We start from the raw sequence: 22,858 nt of genomic DNA, 5'->3' as shown, positions 1-22,858 counted from the left end.
GGGTAAAAATGGAGGCGCGGGTCGGAATCGAACCGGCGTACACGGAGTTGCAGTCCGCTGCATAACCACTCTGCCACCGCGCCGGGGAAAGCCTGTGATGCTGGCTTTTGCTCTCAGGAGGCATTGAGAGACTTGAATTGTGATTTCCAACCGGCTGACCGGAGAGAAATTGGAGCGGGAAACGAGATTCGAACTCGCGACCCCAACCTTGGCAAGGTTGTGCTCTACCAACTGAGCTATTCCCGCTCTGTCTTCAGAGGCGTTGCCTCGTCAACGGCTGCGTATTCTACGGATTACGGTTCCGGCGTCAATACTTTTTTTCAAGTTTCTGTTTTATAGGGATTTGTTGGTTAAAGTTTGTGCGCCGAGCCGAACTGGTGCCAGAACCAGCACGGCGCACAATCTGGCACAGAGAATAAACAGCCGGAAAAGTGTCACAGGGTATCGAAAAAGGCTTTAGCACCGCCGGCCATGAAGTAATAGTTCTGCACTCCCCTGGCTTCCAGGAAGTACTGCAACCACTGCACCTGCTTGCCCACCGCATCGTAGATCAACAAGGGCTTGTTGTTATCAGTGCGTTCGGAAAGCAGTCGGTCCCATTTCTCGCGGTTGTCGAAAGGAATTCGTTTCTCCCAGCCCATAAAAAGTGCCAGCCCGGCCCGCTCCTTGGAATCTCGGGCATCGACCGCAAAGCCGGCTGCCTGGAGTTCGCGGCCGAACTGATCGGGCGGCAACAGGTGGGCCTCGAATTTTTCCCGGGTGAGCAGTTTGCCGGCATCGTCCAGTGGCTGGCCGAGCAGAACGGTACGGTCCGGATTGGCGCGGGCCCAATCGAAGATTCCGGCATCGAAAGACCGAGGCGCTGAAGTGCTTTCATGCTCTGTCTTGGCCACCGCCCGGTAGGATTTTTCGCAGGTTCGGCCGTTACAGTAAAAGACCAGGGGTTTTCCGGATTCAGCTTCCAAGCTCGCAACCCGGGTAGCGAAATCCCGGTCCGAGAGGGCAACATGGTGGGCACCGGCTATGTGGAGCGTGTCGTATTCGAATCGGGAGCGGACATCCACAACGGTCAGTTCGTCCAGTTGCTGCCGGAGTTCATCCAACTCAATGGTACCAACCGTGGGATAGAGCTTTCTTCCGGGGAACCCTTCTTCCGCTTGCAGAAAACCGGAGATCAACAGAAGTATGCAGAGAACCACAGATTGCTGTAGCTTGATCATCAGTACTACATCCTTGTTCAGTGTTGATACGCCTTAAATGTGGTTCGGACTCTGCCGGTCAGCAAGGCGATATTGACGGTATTTTGTAAGATGATCCTCCTTCTGTGTATGCAACTGTTATCATTTGCAACAAAAAGGGACCATCCCCCAGGACGTGTAAATGCCTACGAGAAAAAGCTGGGCTTTTGGTAACAGCAGGAGTACAGTGGGCCTCGTTGGAAAGATTTAGCAAAGCATTTCATAAATAAGACACTGCCAAGCATTAGCAAGTCCTGTTTTTGATTCCGCCAGTTTTTTGTTTCCCGCACAACGCTGAACAGTAATCACAACGATTCCTGGCGGCACATTGAAAATATTGAATTCAGGATTTTTATCTATGTCTACTACTACCGGCACTGTCAAGTTCTTCAACGAATCAAAGGGCTTCGGCTTCATCACTCGCGAAAGCGGCCCGGACGTATTCGTTCACTACAGCGCTATTCAGGGCGGCGGTTTCAAGACTCTGGCTGAAGGCCAGCAGGTCGAGTTCACCGTTACCCAGGGCCAGAAAGGTCCCCAGGCGGAAAACGTGATTGGTCTGTAAATAACAGCCAAGACACGAAAAAGGCAGCTTCGGCTGCCTTTTTTCGTTTTCAGGGGACTGCCTGGCTCTTCAGCGCCTGCAGATCCCTGGGCTCGACACCCAGATCCTGCCAGTTTTCCGGGTGGCAGGTGAACAACAGAATCTGATGCCGCTGCGCCGCATCGAACAGAATCCGTTTCATTCCATCCAGCCGCTCCGCATCGGAGTGCACCAGGGTATCGTCCAGGATAATCAGCGTCGGTCGCCCCGCTTCCTGTAACAGGTCCGCATACGCCAACCGGCTGATCAGCCCCATTTGCTCCCGTGCCCCGAAACTCAGTTCCGTCATCTGTCCCAGCTCATTTCCACGGGTAAACCTGCCCGGCATGAGATGCTCGTCCACCTCCAGTGTTGCCTCCGGGAAAAGTACTGAAAGGTAATGATCCAGGTGCTTCTGCAATGGTGCCTGCAGACGACGGGTCAATGCCTGGCGTTTGCGAGTGAGCACATTCAACAGCAGATCAAGTGCCTCGGCACGCCGGTGCAGCTCGCCATACCGGCGGTTGATATGCTCAAAATCCCCGGATTTCTCACTGAGCTGTTCCTCAAGACCTTCTGCTCCCCAGGCTTCCAGCCGGACCCGGGTATCCCGAAGTTCCCGCTCCCGGTTTTCCTGGGCTTTCTGCTGTGTTTCCGCCGCCTGCCGGAAGCGCTGGATGTCCTGTTGAAGCAGCTCCGGCCGGGCCTCACGGATCTTTTTGTCCAGTGCTTCCAGGTTCCCCAGCACTGTCGCTTCCCGCTTCTCCGATTCCGAGATCTTGTCGGCAAGTTCACGAAACTGGCGCTGGCTCTCGGAATTGTGCAGTTCCTCCCTGAGCTGCTGCCATTCCCGATTGGCGTTCGCAACATGCTGCCTGGCGGTCAGGATGGCCGTCTGGTGTTTGCTTCGGGCAGTTTCAGCTTCTGAAAGACGCTGCTCCGCATTTTTCCTTGCCCTTTCGGCCTCAGCGAGGCTCGGGAGATCGGCGCCAGTCGTTCCCGCTGACTTCAGCAATGTTTCGAGTTCCCCTTTTCGAGCCTCCAGGTCTGCCAGGGTATCCCGGGTTTCAGTCCGAAGACGTTCCAGCCCCTGGGGCGCAACCGACACCAACAGGTCCTCGGTGTGCTTCAGCCTGTTCTCCGCGTCCCGAAACCGCGCCAGCTTCTGTTCCGCGTCTTCAACGCTACTTACACCGAGTGCCCGAAGATGTTCGCCAAGGGTTTGTTCAAGATGCGCCAGTGTTCGGCGGACGCTCGCCAGATCTTCACCCCCCGGCGTAATTCCGAGGCGCCCCACACCGGGAATCTCCAATGTGGTCTCCTCCAGGAGGCGACGTTCACCCTCCCCCTCGATGCTCTCCTCGCTGAGATGCAGACTATGTCCCTGCTCCAGCTTCCAGGTAAGGCGTGTGGCTATGGTCTGGGACCTGATTGCTTCTTCGTCAAGCTGGCGTTGGGTAACCCTGGCGTGTTGCACCAAATCCGGATCAATCCTGTTCTCCTGCTTCTGTTTACTGGCCTCGTCCAGTTTTTGCTGGAAATCTGTGGCCTTGTCCAGATTTTGCCGGAGTGTTTTGTACTGGCTATCCAGCCGGGTAACTTCCTGCTTCAGCCTACTCAGAGTTTCCAGCTGACGGGCCTGTTCGACGGTTTTGATCGCCGCGTCATAGTCGCCACGCGCATCCGCAAGAGCCTTGTCGAGAGCAGGGGTTCGAGCCTCTTCCTCGGCCAGGGTCTCTTGGGCCTTACGGAGATCGGTTTCCCGTTGCGCCAGTTTCTTGCCCTGACTTTTCATCTGCTCCAGGTTCTGACGGAGTAAATTCAGATTCTGGCGTACATGATCGAGGGTCTCCCGCTCTCTCACCTGTTGCGCCTGAAGTGACTCGACCTGACGGAATTTCTCCTGGGCCTCCTCCATCCTGTGGCGGGCCTCTTCCCAGGGCCGGTCACGGTTCGCTCGCTCAAACTCCGCCGTCAGTGTGCCAAGGCGATCCACCTGGGCCTGGTATTGCTCGATCCGGGCTTGCAGCTCGGCAATCTCGGCCTCCAGTGCAGCACGATCCTTTTCAAGCTGCAGGTATTCCCCCCGGGGTTTTCCGGTTCCGGTAAGCAGCTCTGCCCGCTGCTTCTCCACGGCCTGGATAACCTCATCGCCGCCGGTGCTGGCCACTTCACCAACCAGATTGTTGAGGGCGGATTTCAGGTGATCTCCGGCGTGTTCAACAGCCTTTTCGATATCCTGGCCGGTACCCTGCTCGACCCAGAGCAACCCAGGGATACCCCAGTGCTCCTCCTTGCTCGCACCTTTCTTGGGGAACTGATAACCCAGCAACTCCGCAAGTTTCTCTTCGGCTTCTTCACCACTGAAACTCTGGCCATCAACCTGCAGATCACAACGCTTTCGCTGGAGGAAACTTTTGGTCAGTGACCACTGGTGGCCGCCGTGCTCGAAACCCAGTTCAATCGACGGGGCCGCTGCAGAGTCGCCCCAGGGACGCAGATCTTCAACGGATTTGGAGCGGTGGCGTTCAAAAAAGGCGGCCCGGATGGCTCGCACCAGGGTGCTTTTGCCGGATTCGTTCGGGCCGTGGATCAAATTGATACCTGGCTGGAGCCCTTCAAGGGCAATCGGATTCCGGAATTGGCGAACCTGTTCGATCCTCAGTCTTTCGAGTCTCACTGGTTTACCTCCTGCTTACCGCTGGTGAGCAGGCCCGTAAGGATCGCCAGCGCATCCCTTGCCGGTTCGGGACTGCCTCCCAGTTGGAGCTGCCTCAATTCCTCAATGGTTTCCCCCAGGTAGCCATCGGCGTTGAGCGCCGCGATATCGTCTTCCGTGGGTTCGAGCTGGAGGTCAGCCCGGTCACACCTGACGCTTCGGAACCGAGCCTCCGCCAACGAAAGCGCGTGATCAAGACGCTGCAGGCCATCCAGGGTAATCGCGCCATCGAGGCGGATATCCAGAACCGACGCTTCCAGAAGCTCTTCCATACGCTGGATCAACCCGTCCAGGTCCGAGGGCACAGATAGCGTTTCCCGCCACTGATGCCAACGATAACGGGCGGTATCAACGTTCCTGATCTCAGGCACCGCGCCGGGCTCGGAGATATCGACAACCAGGGCATAGCCTGCTTCGTTGTTCCGGAAGCGTTCCGGTTCTGGCGTACCGCTGTACCAGGTTCGCTCATTGATCTGCTTGGCGCCATGCCAATCGCCCAGAGCCAGGTAATCAAGGTTGGCCTGCTCCGCCCTGTCCGGAGCAATCGGATTGGTCGCGTCCACTTCATCCGGGAGGACACCCTGAACACTGCCATGGGCAAGCCCCACCCGAACAAGGCCGGCGGGTGTCTCACGCTCGCTGAAGTCTTCGGTCAGGTCACTATAGGTATGGCGCTGGGTCAGCGGTGCGCTGAGCACTGCGATGCCCTGCTCTTTCAGCAGGATCACATCCGGCTCAAGCGCCAGCTGAATGTTATCGGGTACTGCCTTCAAACGTTGGGCCCGGGTCCAGACGCTCTCGGCAAGGGCCGCATCGTGGTTACCGGGGAGCATGACCCAGGGGCCCTTGAACGCACTGGTGGCATTGAATACCCGGCGGATAGTCCGGTCGGATACTCCCTGGGCATCGAACACATCGCCCGCCACCAGCACTGCATCGCATTCCTGCTCGACAGCCAGTTGTGCCAGCCTTTCGATGGCTGCGTAACGGGCCTCTACCAGCGCAGCGCCATCTTCCGTTTCAAAACGACTGAACGACCGGCCCATCTGCCAGTCCGCGGTATGAAGAAATCTGGGCACAAATATTCCCCTGTCCGAATGCATGCTCTCTCAACACGCAATCAAGGTTACCCGTACCTGAAGAAAAATGCACAACTCTATGATTGGCGGGAGCTTTGGGCTGCAGAAGAAAGCGGAAAAGTCGGAGAAGGCGGGGTCAGATGAACGCTTTCATCTGACCCCATTTTCACGTCAGAACAAGAACTCCGGGCCGATACTGAAGACGTTGATGTCGAACTCACCAGTTTCGTCTTCATCACCAACATCCATGAGAAAGTCCCAGTCGGCTCTTACACGGAAATTGTCGGAGACATTGAAACTGGCACCGAGGCCGGTTCTGAGCGATACGCCGGTGTCGTCATCGCTGAAGCGAAGATTACCCGCGATGGTCTGCGCCGTAGCTTCATAGTTCAGCTGCCAGAACATGGCGCCTGCTTTGGCAAACACCTTGAAACGGCCCGTTCTTGGCATTCCCAGTTGTAGGGTCGCATCGAAAAAGTGGCCGTCGACCTCGGCGGAAGCAAAGCCGAGGCCCTCAACTGTCCCGGACGCGGACACCTCATCGATGTAACGATAGCCGAATTCGAAGTTTGCGAATCCAATGTACTCTGTTCCGCCATAGATACGGCCCGTCACAGAACTATCATCGCATGAGGAGATTTCGGCGCCCGAGCAGAAATCATCGACTTCAGCCTGGCCGACAGAGATACCAAAATACCCGGGATAGAACTCCACTGCCTGAGCGCCGGAGGCGTATATAAAGCCGGCCGTAATGCCCAGCAAAAGGGTTCTGGTTTTCATAGTATCGAATTCCTTTTCAGTTAATCAGCAGAGAGAGGCGCCACGCCAATTTTCTGGCAGTCGTCATAACTCTGTTCTAATTGATTGTTAATCCATACCGCCACACCCGTTGCCGTCCCGCCGGCGCTGTCGCCATAAAGGACTCGAGCTTCTCCGTCACTTAAGACTCTGATGATGCCTTCCTGAGGACATTTTTGAGAATCTGCAAAGACAACGGGCTCCGGTGCTGACACTTCGAGGTAACCGCCAACGGAGGAGCCAACGAGAGTTCCTTTAATTCTGATCTCCGTCATCGATCCGGATTTTTTCAGAAAGGTTTCGGACCCCGTAAGCGCAACGTAATCCCCGTCAAACGACTGAAATTCCAGGCCCGAAACGTTCTCCTTCACACAGCCATCGCCCGAGGCCAATTCAACCTCAAAAACCACGGATGACTGACCGTTTATCGTGAAAGGCGTTGCGGTTTGGGGGTCGACAATTTTACCTTGTAAATCTTCGTAGATTTGAAATTCTTCACCTCTTCGGACTTTGCTGGTCTTGTCTGTAATCTCTTCGCCGTTTCGGTAGGTTCCGGAGAGACTGACCTGCCCAAAGTCTGAAGTACTCACAACGCAACTGTTAAAAACCCAACGCTCTTCGACCTTGCTTCCGGAACCGGAAACACTCAGGGTTGCCGTGCCACCTTCCTCTTCGTTTACGCAAACAGGCTTATCACCACTCTGATTCGTTAATGCTGTTCGGACGTTATTGATAAGAGCTGTTCCAACCTCAACATCACCATAGATGCCCAGCATGTTCGCGACATCATCAGCATTAATTATCGTAACTTCCTGACCTGAATATTTATTCGAATCCAGCATAAGCTCGTACACTGGAAGAGCAGCCGATTCACAAGTCAGCGCAACCGCAGTATCACCATCACTGCCCCCACCTCCGCCGCCACACGCAGCAAGGGCAGAAGCTCCCAGAACCACAGATCCTTTTCTCAGCACACGAATAACTTCCATTTTTATTGTCCTCCAACTGCCACATCTGCGGTCGGTCGACGAAACGTTGATCCTGACCAGCACACTACAAAGATAGACCATCTGGTGGAGTGAACCAGAAAAACAGGACAAAAAATCGCCAAAAATGCTGTTTAAATTCACGCTTTGGACGCGACAATCACCGCAGCAACCAGCACCCCTCCTGCCAGGGCAACCAGGCTGAACTTCTTTTGTTCCTGCTCGGCCCTAGGCAGCAGATGGGTTGCACCGACGTAGACGAGGGCGCCTGCGGACAACGACAGCAAGGCCCCCAGCGACTCCGGATCAATGTCGTTAACAAGGGGATAGGAAACCAGCATTCCCAGAGGGGTTGTAGCCGCCGCTGCAAGAAACGCGAGGGGCATGGCCAGTTTCGGAGTAATCCCGCCCCGCACAAGCAGAAGATAGGTAATGATTCCTTCCGGAAACTCGTGCAGAACCATACCCACCGTTGCGAGATAGCCGGTAAAGATGCTCACGGTGAACGAGATTGAATAGATAAACCCGTCAATAAACGAGTGGAACCCGATCCCCAGCATCGGGATGATGCCAATCACATAGTCCTTCTTGGCCGGGTCCCTCTCGCAGACAAAGGCCGTCAGGAAGCGGTTGAAAAGGTGGAGTCCCATGAAACCCACCAGGAGCCAGACCGGTGCATCCGGATTCATTGAAAAGGATTTCGGAATAATGTGCAAAAAGGAGGCGGAAATCAGAACACCTGCAGCAAAGCATATAAAGTAGGTGGTGTTCCGATGCCCCCAGTCTGCAAAACGGCGGATCGTGAAAATACCGATCGATGTGACCAGTGCCGCCAGGATACTCGTTGTCAGAGCCGTCCAGAAAGTATCATCCATGCAGGAGCTCAGTCCTTCCTGAATCAAGAAATCAGTTTAAATAAAGACGCTATTTCCTTAATTTCTTGTTATTTCCATGAGCCCTCGGCTCAGACTTGCCACCTTGTCAAAACCGTTGTCCTTGAGGATATTGACGGCCATGGCCGACCTCCGGCCGGAGCGACAGAGCGCAACCACCGGTTTTTCCCTGGGGACATCGCCCACTCGCGACCTGAGCTGGTCCAGAGGGATGTGAAGATCCACCAGTGTTTCAGTAACCGGGCAGTCCTTGACCTCCTCCGCAAGCCTGACATCAAGAACCGTGACCTCATCCAGATGGTGTTCCAGCCACTCCTCCCCGATTTCCGGAACGCCGGCGTAAGTCAGCCGGATATCAGCCCAATCGGGCTCTTCCGGAAGCTTTCCATCTTCAGGACAACCACTACGGAGGTTGGCTGGCAAAGCCTCGTCGATTTTTTTGGGATGAGGAAGCTTCATGGCATTCATGTATTCCACAAAATCCGTTTCGTTCGCCCCTCCGCCCACACGGGCATTGAACGCTTTTTCTTCCCCGATAGAACTGACGCTCCGGCCATGGTAGTCGTGGGCCGGGTAAACCACGCAGGAATCCGGCAGGGAGAACAGTTTGTTGGTGATGGACTCGAAAAGTTTATGGGCACTTCCCTGTTGGAAATCACTGCGGCCGCAACCCCGGATCAACAAGGCATCTCCGGTAAACACCATCGATTGGTCCGCCATGACATAGCTCATGCAGCCGTCTGTATGACCCGGCGTGGATATCGCCCGAAGTGTGATCCCTGCAACTCCGAATTCCTGACCATCCTCAAGCGGCACATCAACATGGTCAGCCCCGATGGCTTTGGCGGAGGCAATCTTGCAACCGGTTTTCTGTTTGAGCAGCCAGGCTGCGGTGATGTGGTCCGCGTGGGCGTGGGTGTCAGCGGCGAGCACCAGTGTCAGACCGAGTTCATCGATCAATGCCAGGTCCCTCTTGGCCTGGGAGAACACTGCGTCGATCAGGATTGCTTCTTTTTTGTCCTCATCCGCCAGGAGATAAGTAAAGGTCGAAGATACATCATCAAACAGTTGCCGGAATATCATGATCGGTTTCTCCTTAGACAGTCCGTGGAACAGGAATTTTCATCAATGCAAACAGTATAGACGTCCCAAGCCTTTGCGCCACAGAGAATCCGGCCTTCTGTTATTTCTAATTTCCTTCTCTATTTCATGGACTTAGAAAATAGCTGCGGTCATTTCGCATGACGATAGATGCAATATATCGCGGCGATATAAGGTTATTCCTTGAATGCATTAGTCCGTAGCCCTATCTTGGAACCCGTCAACAGGACAACCAACCCTCAAGAGGAATCTATTATGGAAACTCAAGCAGCACCTGTCGCGGGCCTGCCGCGCATCAACGAACCGGCTCCGGATTTCAAAGCCCTGACCACCGACGGCGAGAAGTCCCTGAGCGATTACAAGGGCAAGTGGCTGGTTCTGTTCTCCCACCCGGCCGACTTCACTCCGGTTTGCACCACCGAATTCATGGCCTTCGCTGAAGCGGCGCCGGAATTCGCCAAGCTGAACTGTGAGCTGCTGGGTCTGTCCATCGACAGCATCCACTCCCACATTGCCTGGATGCGCAATATCAAACAGAACTGGGGCGTTGAAATTCCGTTCCCGATCATCGAAGACCTGAAGATGGACGTGGCCAAGGCCTACGGCATGATCCATCCGGGTGCCGGCGACACCTCCGCGGTTCGCGCCACCTTCATCATCGATCCGAACGGCATCCTGCGCGCCATGGTCTACTACCCGATGAGCAACGGCCGCTCCATCCCCGAGTTCCTGCGCCTGCTGGAAGCCCTGCAGACCAGTGAAGAACACGGTGTGGCCACTCCGGAAGGTTGGAAGAAAGGTGACAAGGTCATCGTTCCGCCGGCCAAGACCGCTGACAGCGCCAACGCCCGAGTCGAGTCTGGTGACTACGAGTGCAAGGACTTCTACTTCTGCACCAAGTCCCTGTAAGCAAGACTTCGCTTTACTCAAACGACTGATTCACAGCCCTTTGCCGGACCGAGAGGTCCGGCTTTTTTACCTGTGATTACCACGAAAGCGCCCTTACCTCTTCCCGGAAGTGTCGGTTCGATCTCTGTGGTCTCCGGAAGCGGCCTGAAAAGTGTCTGGGCCCGCGCGTTCACCGTAAATCCGTTATCCTCCAACAGACGCTCGACTTCTGCTGCAGAGAAAAACTCGGCATCGCGATAAAAAACACTTTCAGCCTTATGCTTTTGGTAGAACGCTCCGAGTTCACTTTCCCGGTCGATCAGACCGATGATCAATTTGCCCTCCGGCGTCAGGACCCGATGGATCTCGGCAAGCATGTCGCTGGCTGAATCGACAAAACAGATGGTGGTCACCACCAGGGCGTAATCAAAAACACAGGCCTTGAACGGGAGCTGCTCTGCTATGGCGACGGCCACGTTCATACCACAGGAACGGGCGTAGTTAAGCATCGCCGGGGATGGATCTATCCCGTACTGTACCCCCAGAGGCGCCGAGAACCTCCCGCTGCCGATCCCCACCTCCAGACCCTTTCCTTCCAGGGGAACAAAAGCCCTGACAGCCAGGAGCTCCGATACATAGGCTTCGCGGTGCCTATCGAACCAGGATTCATAACGTTCATGGTGCGCTTCGAAAGGCTCAATTTTCGCCACCGGTCTTTACCCCTTTTTCGTGTTTCTGGCCAGCATCGGATCCAGTCCTTTTAACCCGAATGATAGCTGGTAACAGGGATTGCAGCCGGCTTTTAGCCCTTGCCAATTGCCACGGTAGCAGCCATAGATTAGATATATCGTTGCGATATATCTTTATGCCTTGCTGGAATTTAGCGCGAAATATATCTTGGAACAGTCAACTGACAACCCAATCTCAAGAGGACATTTCTATGGATACTCAAGCAGCATCTGTAGCCGGCCTGCCGCGCATCAACGAACCGGCTCCGGATTTCAAAGCGCTGACCACCGATGGCGAGAAATCCCTGAGTGATTACAAGGGCAAGTGGCTGGTTCTGTTTTCCCACCCGGCTGACTTCACTCCCGTTTGCACCACCGAATTCATGGCCTTCGCTGAAGCGGCGCCGGAATTCGCCAAGCTGAACTGTGAGCTGCTGGGTCTGTCCATCGACAGCATCCACTCCCACATTGCCTGGATGCGCAATATCAAACAGAACTGGGGCGTTGAAATTCCGTTCCCGATCATCGAAGACCTGAAGATGGACGTGGCCAAGGCCTACGGTATGATCCATCCGGGTGCCGGCGACACCTCCGCGGTTCGCGCCACCTTCATCATCGACCCGAACGGCATCCTGCGGGCCATGGTGTACTACCCGATGAGCAACGGCCGTTCCATCCCCGAGTTCCTGCGCCTGCTGGAAGCCCTGCAGACCAGTGACGAGCACGGTGTGGCTACTCCGGAAGGCTGGAAGAAAGGCGACAAGGTCATCGTTCCGCCGGCCAAGACCGCTGACGGCGCCAACTCACGCGTCGAGTCCGGTGACTACGAGTGCAAGGACTTCTATTTCTGCACCAAGTCTCTGTAACCGGCTCGAATGCGATTCCGCTATACTGAATGCAGCCGCTATCGCTTTTGCGGTAGCGGCTTTTTTACCAAAGATGAACGGGGTATTTCACGATGAAGAATGTTCATGACATGGTTCAGGCCGCGAAGGCCGAGATACGGGAAGTACCTTTGGAGAAATCCGAAGACGCCATCAAGCAGGCAGACATGCTGATTGATGTTCGGGAAGCTGACGAGTACCACGCCGGCCATATTCCGGGCGCCGTCAACATTCCCCGGGGTATTCTGGAATTCAAGCTGACCAATGATCCAGCCCTGGAAGATCGGGGGCTGAATATGGTGATCTACTGCAAGAACAGTGGCCGCTCTGCCCTCTCGGCCAAAGCCATGAAAGAAATGGGCTATATCCACGTACAGTCCATTTCCGGAGGAATCGAGGCGTGGCAGGAAGCTGGCAAGCCGGTGGTGAAACCGGAACTGCCTGATTTCGACTGACCAGCCACTCAATTGGCAGGACTTAAAAATTGAAAAGCCGCCTCCGGTCAGGAGGCGGCTTTTTTGTCAGTGGTATCCCTCACCGGCACGCACCTTGCCGCGGAAGACCCAGTAGGTCCAGGCGGTGTAGGTGATCACGATGGGCACCACCAGCAGCGTCCCCAGCAGCAGGAACATCTGCGAACCATAGGCCGAGGCCGCATCCCACAGGGTGTACTCCGGCGGTACCACGTACGGCCAGCGGCTGACCACCAGGCCCAGGTAGGTGGTGATGAACAACCCCATGGTGGCCACAAACGGCATGCCTTCAAAGCGGTTGCGCACCGACCGGAAGATCTGGAAGGCACACAGCAGGGTCAGCACCGGCAGGATCCAGATCACGGTCAGGTTGGAGAACCAGCGCTCGCGCACCAGATCGTCCACGAACGGGGTCCAGACGCTGATGATGCCGAAGATGATCAGCACCGCGGCCAGCAGTGGCAGGGTGATCCGGTAGGCCCATTCCTGCAGCCGGCCTTCGGTCTTCATGATCAGCCAGGTGGACCCCAGCAGGGAGTAGCCGGCCAGCATGCCCAGGCCAGTGAGGACGGTGAACGGCGTCAGCCAGTCCAGGGCGCCGCCAACGTACACGCCGTCCACGGTATTGAAGCCCTGGATGTAGGCACCGACCACCGCGCCCTGGGCGAAGGAGGCGATGGTGGAGCCGCCGGCAAAAGCCCAGTTCCACAGGTAGCGGGAAGTGCGGGCCTTGAACCGGAACTCGAAAGCCACGCCCCGGAAAATCAGACCGGCCAGCAGCAGGAACACACCGATGTACAGCGCCGGCAGGAAGATGGTGTACACCATCGGGAAGGCGGCTAGCAGGCCGGCACCACCCAGCACCAGCCAGGTCTCGTTGCCGTCCCACACCGGGGCCACCGAGTTCATCATGGTGTCCCGGTCTCCCTCGCTCGGGGCGAACGGGAACAGGATGCCGACACCCAGGTCGAAGCCGTCCATCAGCACATACATGATGATGCCGAAGCCGATAATGAATGCCCAGATCAGGGGCAGATCGAAGAGTTCCATAATCAGTGACCTCCCTGCTTGGCCGGGTTGCGGTGTTTGTCTTCGCCGTATTCGAACGGTACATGAGCCGCGGAAAGTGGTCGTGCCGGACGGTCCGCCTCGTGCTCTTCCTCGTCATCCTGGTCTTCCAGGCCCACGTACAGCACCCGCATCAGGTAGTAGACACCCGCGGAGAACACCGCCGCATAGACCACGATGTAGCCGATCAGGGTGAACAACGCCATGCCGCCGGTCAGTGAAGGGGTGACCGCCGCCGCCTGGTCCATGATGCCGTACACCAGCCAGGGGGCCCGACCCACTTCGGTCACAAACCAGCCGGTCAGCACCGCAATGAACGGGGCAATGCTCATCACCCGCAGCACCTGCAGGAACCAGGTGGACTGGAAGTAACGACCCCCGCGACGCAGCGCCAGGCCGGTCAGACCCACCAGGATCATCAGGGTGCCGATACCGACCATGATCCGGAACGACCAGAACACGATGGCCACCGGCGGTTGTTCCGCCCGTGGCACATCCTTCAGGCCGGGTACCACCCCGTCCCACTCGTGGGTCAGGATCATACTGGCCAGGCTGGGAATGCCGATCTCGAAATGGTTGGTCTGGGCGTCCTGGTCGGGAATGGCGAACAGCAGCAGCGGTACGTTGGAGGAGGTCTCCCAGTTGCCTTCCATCGCGGCCACCTTGGTGGGCTGATGCTCCAGGGTGCTCAGGCCGTGGAAGTCACCCACAATCAGCTGGGCCGGGGCGATGAACAGGATCAGCCACAGGCACATGGACAGCGCCTTGCGGTTGGCTTCCACTTCCCGGCCACGGAGGAGGTACCAGGCACTGACACCGGCCACCACGAAACTGCCGGTCAGGAACGAGGCCAGCCCCATATGCATGAAGCGGTATGGGAAGGAAGGGTTGAAGATCGCCTCGCTCCAGGAGGTGACATGGAACACGCCGTCAATCAGCTCGAAGCCGGCCGGAGTCTGCATCCAGCTGTTGGCCGAGAGAATCCAGAACGACGAGATGAAGGTGCCGGTGGCCACCATGATGGCCGCGAACAGGTGCACGCCGGGCGGAACCTTGTCGCGGCCGAACAGCAGCACGCCCAGGAACGCGGCTTCCAGGAAGAAGGCGGTGATCACCTCATAGCTGAGTACCGGCCCGAGGAAGTTGGCGGTGGCCTGGGAGAAGTTGCTCCAGTTGGTTCCGAACTGGAACGACATCACGATGCCCGAGACCACGCCCATGCCGAACACCACGGCAAAGACCTTGGTCCAGAAGCCCGAGAGCTTCAGCCACACCGGATTGCCGGTCTTGAAGCCCAGGGCCTCCAGCACCGCAATATAGGAGGCCAAACCGATGGTAAACACCGGAAAGATGGCGTGAAATGACACCACAAACGCGAACTGGATTCGCGATAGCAACAGAGGATCAAGTTCCATGGGAACCTCCAGCAGGAACGTCAGTTAGTTTTAAAAAGGATAGTTGGCTTTTTTGCGAGTGCCTTCCATGCGTCGTACGTACTGAGAAAAATCTGACCCGTCAGCTCCTCACAGAAATGCGTCCGTTTCAGGCGATCCATAACCGGCCCTTTAACTTCGGACAGATGCAAGCGAATACCCGCATCTTCCAGACGGCTGTTGATCGCTTCCAGGCTTTCCAAGGCAGAAGCATCAATTTCATTGACCGCCTGGCAGGCCAGCACCAGATTCTTCATTTCCGGGTTGTCGGACACCAGCTCCAGAACCGTTTCCTCGAGATAGCGGGCGTTAGCGAAATACAGGCTCTCGTCAACTCGCAGCACAACGGTACTGTCGTCGATTTCGACCTTGTGGCGCTGAACGTTGCGGAAATGTTCTGTACCCGGTATCCGTCCCACCACGGCGCTGTGAGGTCGGCTGGTGCGATACAGGTACAGCCCGATCGACAGCGCAACACCCACAATAATGCCGGCCTCGACCCCGTGCGCCAGGGTCAGAATAATCGTGGCCAACATCGCTGTTCCGTCCGCCTTCGAATACGCCAGAGTCCGCCGGATCGCCGGCAGGTCAATCAGCGTGCTCACAGCGATGATAATGGTCGCTGCCAGGGTCGCCTTGGGCAGGAACGCGAGTAGGCCGGTCAGCGTAAGCGTTGCCACGGCAATACCGACAGCGGTCAGCGCACCGGCAATCGGCGTCTGGGCACCGGCCTCGAAGTTGACCACGGATCTTGAGAATCCGCCGGATACCGGCGAACCACCGCTAACGCCTGCGGCCACGTTGGCCAGGCCCAGGGCAATCAGCTCGGAATCAGGATCAATCCGCTGACGCCGCTTGGCCGCAAGGGTCTGCGCAACCGAAACAGACTCCACAAAACCGACGAGACTGATCAGGATGGCGGCGGGCACCAGGGTTGCCCAGATATCCGGATCCATGGACGGCAGGCTGATATCCGGAAGGCCACTGGGCACTTCACCCACCAGGTTTACCCCTGCAGAGCCAAGATCGAAATACCAGGCGGCCGCCGTGGTGACGATGACCGCGGTCACCGGCGCGGCCTTGGTGGTCAGGTCCGCCAGGCGCTCAGACAATCCAATGCCGGTCAGGCCTCGCTTGAGGAACTTGCGACAGAGATAGAGGAAGACCAGGGCGCCCCCACCGATTACCAGAGTCATCGGATTGATCCCGCCCAGCTGCTGCCATAGCCCCTGGACCATTTCCACCAGGTTGTGGCCGCCGCCCTGGATACCCAGAATATGGCCAAGTTGACTGCCGGCGATGAGGATGCCCGAAGCAGTCACAAACCCGGATATCACCGGATGACTGAGGAAATTGGCCAGAAAACCAAGCCGCAGGAGGCCCATGGCAAAAAGCATCAGGCCGGAGAGCGAGGCCAGTACCAGCGCGGCACCGACATACTCGGGAGTGCCCGCTTCGGCGATGCCACCGAGTGCAGAAGCGGTCATCAGGGAGGCAACGGCCACAGGCCCGACAGCAAGCGTTGCACTGGTTCCGAACAGTGCGTACGCCACCAGCGGGATCATACTGGCATACAAACCAACCTCGGGCGGAAGACCTGCCAGCAAGGCATAGGCCAGCGCCTGGGGCACCAGCATCAGGGTGACAATTACTGCTGCCAGCGCGTCGCTGACAAACGTGTCGCCCCGATAGTCCTTAAGCCAGTTCAGAATAGGCAGGAACCGGGTTAACCGATCCGACATGTTTCTCACTCCCTGATATCAGACCTTTCGTGCGGCTGGTGCCGCCATCCATTCCCGACCCTTGAGCATCCCGTTCCAGTAAAGCCAGGGCAGCTGCTTCGCCTTCAACCACCAGGCCATTCGGGTTGCCTTGGTGCCGTCATTGATCCAGCTCGGGAAGCTCGGCTGGAGCTTGCCGCCATAGCCGAATTCGGCAAGGACGATCCTGCCCCGCTCTACCGTCAGCGGACAGGAGCCATAGCCGAGATAGGCGGCAGGAAGCTCTTGATCCAGCAGTGAGGCAACGAGATTTGCCGCCACCACCGGGGCCTGCTTTCGCACCGCCGCCATTGTTTTGGCATTAGGTGTTCCGCTGGCATCCCCCAGCCCGAATATTGATGGGTATCGGACATGCTGGAGGGTTTCTGAATCGAGATCGGTCCAGCCCTCTGAGTTGGCCAGCCCTGATTCAGCTATAAAGTGAGGGGCGCGCTGGGCAGGAACAACATGAAGCATATCAAACGGGCGATCAACGATTTCCTGCAGATCTCCAGTGCGCTTTACAAAATGAGCGATCTTATCCTTACCATCAACAGCAATGAGACGTTCTTCAAAACGCAGGTCGATCCCGTAGCGATCCACATATTTCTGCAGCTCGGGCACGTAATCCTCGACACCGAAGAGCACCTGGCCCGCGGAATGGTAGGAAACATCGATGCTATTCAGCCGGCCTTTGCGGCGCCACTCATCAGCTGACAGGTACATGGCCTTCTGGGGAGCACCGGCACATTTGATCGGCATCGGGGGCTGCACAAACAGGGCCTTGCCTTTTTCAAGCTGTTCCACCAACGACCAGGTATAGGGTGCGAGATCGTAGCGATAGTTTGAAGTAACGCCGTTCTGGCCGAGAGTTTCTTCAAGACCTGCTACCTCGCCCCAGTCCAGTACCAGACCGGGGGCCACCACCAGCCGTTGATAGCCGATACGCCGGCGATCAGTCAGTGTAACCACTTGGGCCTCAGGGTCCACATGCTCCGCTGTCACCCGATACCAGTGGCAACCCCGGGGAATGACGGATTCGGTCTTGCGTCGTGTGCTTTCGGCGGAAAACACACCGCCACCAACCATGGTCCAGCCCGGCTGGTAATAATGAATTTCACAGGAATCAATGATTGCGATGTCCAGGTCCTTCTGGCGTTTCAACAGGCTTGCAGCGGTCGCAATTCCGCCAGCCCCGGCCCCAATGATAACCACATCATGGTATTTCAGGGAGGATTGGTCGAGGTCTTGATTTGATTTCATCTGGTCTTCAACTCCGCAATAGCAAGGGACCTCCCTGTCCGTCGAGCTCAATATTCAAACGTTACTTTTCCAGCAGTTCCCGGATGGGCTGAGGATCATGACCGGCCTCATGGGCCGCCTTGAGGAGCATCGGGATACTGCACTGTGGTTCCCGGGCGCGAGCCTGGGCCCACATGTGAACGGCGCGACGGCCGGTCCGGCAGAACCCGAGGATTGGCGAAGGCACACTTTCCAGCGCTTTTCCGAACTCTTCCACATCTGCTTCGGAATACTCGCCGGATGCTACCGGGACACATACCCAGTCAAGGCCGGCTTTTGCGGCCGCTTCTGCGTAGGCTGCCTCACCCGCGTAACCTTCCTCGCCCGGACGCCGGTTACAGATAACCGTCCGGAAACCTTTTTCCCGGATTTCAAGGAGATCCTCGATAGCCACGGTATCGGCAACCGCGAACTCCGGTTCAAGATAATGAATCTTCATGGCGTCCCCTCTGTCAGAAGCGGTTGATAGGTACTTTCAGGTATACCTGTCCGTTGTCCTCAGCGGGGGGCATCTCACCGGCCCGCATGTTCACCTGCACCGACGGCAGGATCAGTCGGGGCATGTTGAGCGTGGCGTCCCGTTCGGTCCGGAGCCGGACGAAATCATCCTCGGTCATACCTTCGCGAACGTGGATATTGCTGGCCCGTTGCTCGGCAACGGTTGTCTCATGCTGGAACTCGTCCCGGCCCGGTGCCTTGTAGTCGTGGCACAGGAAGATCCGCGTCTCACCGGACAGGGCCAGAACCTTCTGGACAGAGCGATAAAGGGTGTGAGCGTCACCGCCGGGAAAGTCACAACGGGCGGTGCCGGAATCCGGCGCAAACAGGGTGTCGCCGACAAAGGCTGCGTCACCGATAACGTAGGTCAGGCACGCGGGCGTATGGCCCGGAGTATGCAACACCTGCCCTTCGAGGTTGCCGATCTGGAAGGTATCCCCTTCCTCGAACAGCCGATCAAACTGGCTGCCGTCACGGGCAAACTCGGTTCCGGCATTAAAGGCTTTGCCGAAAATTTCCTGCACGTCGACGATCTTCTGGCCGATGCCGGTCTTGCCACCGAGCTGTTCCTGCAGGTAAGGCGCTGCAGAAAGATGGTCAGCGTGAACGTGGGTTTCGAGTATCCACTCGACCTTCAGTCCGCCATCGTTTATGAAGCGGATGATTTCGTCGGCAGAACGGACATCGGTCCGGCCGGCGGCGTAGTCGAAATCCAGCACGGAATCCACGATGGCGCAGGCCTTGCTTTCGGGATCTTTTACTACGTAACTGAACGTATTGGTAGGTTCATCAAAGAAATGTGTGACTACAGGCATTTGCATAGTCATTCCTCCGTGGGGAGTGTCTGTCGTTACGTCACACACTAAACCATACTTTTTGTTCTAAGCATAGGTCTTATGGCTATATGCGACACAATGACGCTGATAGGTAAATTCGATGACTGGCAGGCGATAGGGGCTGGCGTGTTATACTGTGCGTCACTCAACGGGGTGCCCTTCCCACGAAGAATGGAGGGCTGAGACCATACCCGCGGAACCTGATCCGGCTCGTACCGGCGAAGGGATTGAGTATTCACCGCACCGGTGAAACCGCGGCATGGTTCCCCACATCGAATCCGAGGATACGAGCCATGCTGAGACGCCCCCTGACCCTCTTCGCTGGCATCGCGCTGCCCCTGCTGGCCAGTTCCCAGGGCAACGAGACCCTGACCGTCTACACCCATCCATCATTCGCCGCAGAATGGGGACCCGGACCGGGCGTCAAGGAAGCGTTCGAGCAACACTGCAGCTGCACCCTTGAATATGTGGTCCTTGATAGCGGCGGCGACATACTCCAGCGGCTCCGCCTTGAGGGGAATTCCACCGACGCAGACGTGGTTCTCGGGCTGGACACCGGCACCATGGAAACCGCCCGCCAGACCGGCCTGCTCGCCCCGCACAGCATCGGACTCGAGTCTCTTGATCTGCCCGTCGACTGGCAGGATTCCCTGTTCGTGCCCTACGACTGGGGCTATTTTGCCTTCGTCTATGACACCGAACAGTTGCCCAACCCTCCGAAAAGCCTGGAGGAACTGGTCAACGCCCCGGAAGAACTCCAGATCATCATCCAGGATCCACGGACCAGCTCACCGGGCCTTGGCCTGCTGCTCTGGATGAAGGCCGTCTACGGCGACCAGGCCGGCGAAAAGTGGCAAGCCCTCAGTGACAACATTCTGACGACTACAAAGAGCTGGAGTGATGGCTACTTCTCGCTGTTCATGAACGGTGAAGCGCCCATGATTCTCTCCTACTCCACCTCTCCGGCCTACCACATGGCCATCGACAAGACCGACCGCTACCAGGCGGCGGAATTCGAGGAGGGGCATTACATGCAGGTGGAAGTGGCGGCACTGGTTGAACCCTCGGACCAGAAAGCGCTGGCCCGGGAATTTCTGCAGTTCATCCTGACAGCGGACTTCCAGCGCCATATTCCCCTGAAAAACGTGATGTACCCGGCCATCGATCTGGGGGATGAGTTACCCGAGGTGTTCGATCGCCTGATCCAGCCGGACACTACCCTGTTTATCGATCCGGCCATCGTCGCTGAAAAACGCAAACCCTGGCTGGATGAATGGCTCAACGCCATGATCCCATAATGCGTCAATTCCCGTTCAGAGCCACCCAGGCACCATTCAGCCACCCGGGCTGGCAGATCGGCCCTGGCCTGATCATCGCCGGCAGCCTGCTGGCATTGACCATCGCCGGCGTGGCCGCGCTGCTTTGGCAGGCCCAACTGCCGGAAATGTCCGAGCTCTGGCAGAACCGTTATCTCAGCAATGTCATCCGCTTCACGGTCTGGCAGGCCATCCTGTCCACAGTCCTCAGCCTGGGTCTGGGGCTGTTCATTGCGCTTGCCCTGGTCAGACAGCCCCGGTTCCCGGGCAGGAACCTGCTGTTACGAATAATGGAGCTGAGCCTGGTTCTGCCAACGATCGTGGCGGTATCGGGGCTGGTGGGGGTCTATGGCCGGCACGGCTGGCTGACCTCGGTGGTTGAACACTGGACCACAGTCCGCTGGAATCTCTACGGACTTAACGGCATCGTGCTGGCCCACGTATTCTTCAATGCCCCGTTGGCGGGCCGTATTCTGCTCCAGGCACTGGAATCAGTCCCCGCGCCCCGGCGACGCGTCGCCAGCCAGCTCGGTCTGACAGGCTGGTGGCTCTGGCGCATCCTGGACTGGCCGGCCGTGCGCCGGGTGTTGCCGGGCATCGCAGCCCTGGTATTTACCCTCTGCTTTACCAGCTTTGCCATCGTCATGACGCTCGGCGGCGGTCCTGCTTCCACTACCCTGGAAGTGGCGATTTACCAGTCTCTGCGCTTTGAATTCGACTTCGGTCGGGCGGCCCTGCTGGCGATTGTACAGCTGACCATTTGTGGCGCCATCTGGCTCCTGATGGTGCGTCGAGGTTTGTCCGCTAACCTGTCGCCGGAACGGCGTTTTTCAGAAGCCATCCCCCGACCAGATAGCCAGGGCATTGTGCGGTTTCGCGATGTGGTGCTGCTTCTGTGCTTTACCCTCTTTCTCCTTCTACCGCTTGCTGCAATCCTGTTTCGGGGCCTGCCGGGGCTTGTCACTGTTGCAGTTGACGGCGGTAACCCTCTGGCTGATCTGGCGGACGCAACGCTGCGGAGCTTCGCCATCGCCCTCCCCGCCGGCGTGTTCTCGGTTCTGTCGGCACTCCTTGTGCTGGCCCTCGCCACTCGGGGTGGCACAAACCTCTCCAGGTTATCCTCGGTCGCAACCGCGGTACCGCTCATGGTCCCCCCCATCGTGCTGGGCACCGGCCTTTTCCTGCTTTTCCGTCCGGCCCTGGGACACTCCTTTCAGGGCCTGGCACTGGTCGCCCTGATCAATGGCCTGATGGCCCTGCCTTTTGTCACCCAACTTCTGAAAGGCCCGCTAACGGGCCTGGATGAGCCTACGGCACGGCAGGCGGACCAGCTTGGATTATTAGGGTGGTATCGCTGGCGGTGGCTGCACTGGCCCCGCCTCAAGCGCCCACTCGCTCTGGCCATGGCCTATGGCACCGGCCTGTCCCTGGGAGACTTCGGTGTGATTGCCTTGTTCGGCACGCCGGGACAGCCCACGGTGCCGGTGCTGCTTTACCAGCAACTGGGCAGTTATCGCATGGAACTTGCGGCCGGCACCGCCCTGTGGCTGGTAACTTTGCTGCTGCTGGTCTTTGCAGCATTCAATTTGCCCGGTTACAGACGCAAACAGCGCAGACATCAGCACGATGCGCTAAAAACTCTTGCAGAGGCCCGCCATGCTTGATGTGAAGGACCTGACCTTCCGCTACCCGGACACGGAAACCACCTGGCGATTCACCTTCCATGTCGACCATGGGCAATGCATTGCTATTAACGGCCCCAGCGGTTCCGGGAAATCCACCCTCCTGAACCTGCTCGCCGGCTTCCTGACTCCGGAATCCGGCACCATTCGCTGGGAAGGAGACTTACTGAATAACCTGGCACCCTGGAATCGACCGGTAACCAGCCTGTTCCAGGAGCATAACCTGTTCGAACACCTGGACGTACAGACCAACATTGGCCTGGGCATGCATCCCGGACTCAGGCTGAGTACGGAGCAGAAACAGACTATCGTCAAAGGGCTTGCCAGCGTCGGCATGGCCGGCTTTGAAAGTCGCATGCCCGGGGACCTGTCCGGCGGGCAACGTCAGCGTGTGGCACTGCTTCGCGCCCTGCTGCGGGACCAGCCCATCCTGCTTCTGGATGAGCCTCTGACGGGCCTGGATGCGGAGGCACGTACCCAGTTACGGTCCTTGCTGCTCCGGCACAAGGCTGCTGGCAAAGTTCTGGTCCTGGCCAGCCACGATGCGGAAGATCGAAAGATACTGGCGGATAAGCAGTTGAATCTCTAAGCTG

Annotated in this window: 21 protein-coding genes, 2 tRNA genes and 1 riboswitch; of the genes, 7 read left to right on the top strand and 16 right to left on the bottom strand. The window is 57.4% G+C overall.

The window, feature by feature from the left end:
* Positions 1–9 precede the first annotated feature (9 nt).
* From ACESMW_RS02855 to ACESMW_RS02845, 3 genes are all read right to left on the bottom strand, one after another.
* A tRNA-Cys gene (locus tag ACESMW_RS02855) sits at positions 10–83 on the bottom strand.
* Positions 84–170: 87 nt separating this feature from the next.
* Positions 171–246: transfer RNA gene (locus tag ACESMW_RS02850), tRNA-Gly, on the bottom strand.
* Between the two features lie 188 nt (positions 247–434).
* Positions 435–1,220 (bottom strand): rhodanese-like domain-containing protein, encoded by a 786-nt coding sequence (locus ACESMW_RS02845; RefSeq protein WP_372985572.1) that lies wholly within the window; start codon positions 1,218–1,220, stop codon positions 435–437.
* 376 nt (positions 1,221–1,596) lie between these two features.
* Here ACESMW_RS02845 and ACESMW_RS02840 point away from each other — a divergent pair, with 376 nt between their 5' ends.
* Positions 1,597–1,803 carry a cold-shock protein gene (locus tag ACESMW_RS02840; protein WP_372985571.1) on the top strand — a complete coding sequence of 69 codons (207 nt, stop codon included), beginning with the start codon at positions 1,597–1,599 and terminating at the stop codon, positions 1,801–1,803.
* Between the two features lie 49 nt (positions 1,804–1,852).
* On the opposite strand, the gene ACESMW_RS02835 is transcribed toward ACESMW_RS02840, so the two are convergent.
* From ACESMW_RS02835 to ACESMW_RS02810, 6 genes are all read right to left on the bottom strand, one after another.
* Positions 1,853–4,501 (bottom strand): AAA family ATPase, encoded by a 2,649-nt coding sequence (locus ACESMW_RS02835; protein WP_372985570.1) that lies wholly within the window; start codon positions 4,499–4,501, stop codon positions 1,853–1,855.
* Positions 4,498–5,619, bottom strand: coding sequence for an exonuclease SbcCD subunit D (locus ACESMW_RS02830; RefSeq protein ID WP_372985569.1), 1,122 nt, complete (start codon positions 5,617–5,619; stop codon positions 4,498–4,500). Before ACESMW_RS02830 ends, ACESMW_RS02835 begins: the two co-directional genes overlap by 4 nt.
* A 171-nt stretch (positions 5,620–5,790) precedes the next feature.
* Positions 5,791–6,399, bottom strand: a complete 609-nt coding sequence (locus ACESMW_RS02825; RefSeq protein ID WP_372985568.1) for an outer membrane beta-barrel protein — start codon at positions 6,397–6,399, stop codon at positions 5,791–5,793.
* Between the two features lie 20 nt (positions 6,400–6,419).
* Positions 6,420–7,406, bottom strand: a complete 987-nt coding sequence (locus ACESMW_RS02820; RefSeq protein WP_372985567.1) for a hypothetical protein — start codon at positions 7,404–7,406, stop codon at positions 6,420–6,422.
* Positions 7,407–7,543: 137 nt separating this feature from the next.
* A complete protein-coding gene (locus ACESMW_RS02815) occupies positions 7,544–8,278 on the bottom strand; it encodes a ZIP family metal transporter (RefSeq protein WP_372985566.1) in 735 nt (244 codons plus the stop codon).
* Between the two features lie 57 nt (positions 8,279–8,335).
* Entirely contained in the window at positions 8,336–9,379 is a 1,044-nt protein-coding gene (locus tag ACESMW_RS02810; protein ID WP_372985565.1) for an MBL fold metallo-hydrolase, read from the bottom strand.
* A 273-nt stretch (positions 9,380–9,652) separates the two neighbouring features.
* Between ACESMW_RS02810 and ACESMW_RS02805 the strand changes: the two genes are divergently transcribed.
* Entirely contained in the window at positions 9,653–10,306 is a 654-nt protein-coding gene (locus ACESMW_RS02805; RefSeq protein ID WP_372985564.1) for a peroxiredoxin, read from the top strand.
* 17 nt (positions 10,307–10,323) lie between these two features.
* Here ACESMW_RS02805 and ACESMW_RS02800 read toward each other — a convergent pair whose 3' ends face one another.
* Positions 10,324–10,995, bottom strand: a complete 672-nt coding sequence (locus ACESMW_RS02800) for a class I SAM-dependent methyltransferase (protein ID WP_372985563.1) — start codon at positions 10,993–10,995, stop codon at positions 10,324–10,326.
* Between the two features lie 230 nt (positions 10,996–11,225).
* Here ACESMW_RS02800 and ACESMW_RS02795 point away from each other — a divergent pair, with 230 nt between their 5' ends.
* Positions 11,226–11,879: a peroxiredoxin gene (locus ACESMW_RS02795; protein ID WP_372985562.1), complete on the top strand. Its 654-nt coding sequence runs from the start codon at positions 11,226–11,228 to the stop codon at positions 11,877–11,879.
* Positions 11,880–11,971: 92 nt separating this feature from the next.
* Positions 11,972–12,352 carry a rhodanese-like domain-containing protein gene (locus tag ACESMW_RS02790; RefSeq protein ID WP_372985561.1) on the top strand — a complete coding sequence of 127 codons (381 nt, stop codon included), beginning with the start codon at positions 11,972–11,974 and terminating at the stop codon, positions 12,350–12,352.
* A 66-nt stretch (positions 12,353–12,418) separates the two neighbouring features.
* Here ACESMW_RS02790 and cydB read toward each other — a convergent pair whose 3' ends face one another.
* From cydB to ACESMW_RS02760, 6 genes are all read right to left on the bottom strand, one after another.
* Positions 12,419–13,420: a cytochrome d ubiquinol oxidase subunit II gene (gene cydB, locus ACESMW_RS02785; RefSeq protein ID WP_372985560.1), complete on the bottom strand. Its 1,002-nt coding sequence runs from the start codon at positions 13,418–13,420 to the stop codon at positions 12,419–12,421.
* Between the two features lie 2 nt (positions 13,421–13,422).
* Positions 13,423–14,853, bottom strand: coding sequence for a cytochrome ubiquinol oxidase subunit I (locus ACESMW_RS02780; protein ID WP_372985559.1), 1,431 nt, complete (start codon positions 14,851–14,853; stop codon positions 13,423–13,425).
* Between the two features lie 20 nt (positions 14,854–14,873).
* Positions 14,874–16,613, bottom strand: a complete 1,740-nt coding sequence (locus ACESMW_RS02775; RefSeq protein ID WP_372985558.1) for a SulP family inorganic anion transporter — start codon at positions 16,611–16,613, stop codon at positions 14,874–14,876.
* 18 nt (positions 16,614–16,631) lie between these two features.
* Positions 16,632–17,894 carry an FAD/NAD(P)-binding oxidoreductase gene (locus ACESMW_RS02770; RefSeq protein ID WP_372985557.1) on the bottom strand — a complete coding sequence of 421 codons (1,263 nt, stop codon included), beginning with the start codon at positions 17,892–17,894 and terminating at the stop codon, positions 16,632–16,634.
* 61 nt (positions 17,895–17,955) lie between these two features.
* Positions 17,956–18,372, bottom strand: a complete 417-nt coding sequence (locus tag ACESMW_RS02765) for a TIGR01244 family sulfur transferase (protein ID WP_372985556.1) — start codon at positions 18,370–18,372, stop codon at positions 17,956–17,958.
* A 13-nt stretch (positions 18,373–18,385) separates the two neighbouring features.
* Positions 18,386–19,252 carry an MBL fold metallo-hydrolase gene (locus ACESMW_RS02760; RefSeq protein ID WP_372985555.1) on the bottom strand — a complete coding sequence of 289 codons (867 nt, stop codon included), beginning with the start codon at positions 19,250–19,252 and terminating at the stop codon, positions 18,386–18,388.
* A 154-nt stretch (positions 19,253–19,406) separates the two neighbouring features.
* Positions 19,407–19,511: riboswitch (TPP riboswitch) on the top strand.
* A gap of 49 nt (positions 19,512–19,560) precedes the next feature.
* Here ACESMW_RS02760 and thiB point away from each other — a divergent pair.
* The 3 genes from thiB to ACESMW_RS02745 are packed head-to-tail and all read left to right on the top strand — an operon-like array spanning position 19,561 to position 22,854.
* Positions 19,561–20,565, top strand: coding sequence for a thiamine ABC transporter substrate binding subunit (gene thiB, locus ACESMW_RS02755; RefSeq protein ID WP_372985554.1), 1,005 nt, complete (start codon positions 19,561–19,563; stop codon positions 20,563–20,565).
* A complete protein-coding gene (gene thiP, locus ACESMW_RS02750; RefSeq protein ID WP_372985553.1) occupies positions 20,565–22,247 on the top strand; it encodes a thiamine/thiamine pyrophosphate ABC transporter permease in 1,683 nt (560 codons plus the stop codon). The genes thiB and thiP overlap by 1 nt, the downstream gene beginning before the upstream one ends.
* Positions 22,240–22,854 (top strand): ATP-binding cassette domain-containing protein, encoded by a 615-nt coding sequence (locus ACESMW_RS02745; RefSeq protein WP_372985552.1) that lies wholly within the window; start codon positions 22,240–22,242, stop codon positions 22,852–22,854. The genes thiP and ACESMW_RS02745 overlap by 8 nt, the downstream gene beginning before the upstream one ends.
* The last annotated feature ends 4 nt before the right edge of the window (positions 22,855–22,858 follow it).

Origin of the sequence: Marinobacter sp. (assembly GCF_041690455.1) — a bacterium.
Taxonomy (GTDB): domain Bacteria; phylum Pseudomonadota; class Gammaproteobacteria; order Pseudomonadales; family Oleiphilaceae; genus Marinobacter.
The sequence above is the reverse complement of the archived record's forward strand: the minus strand, read 5'-3'. Positions and strand labels throughout refer to the sequence as shown.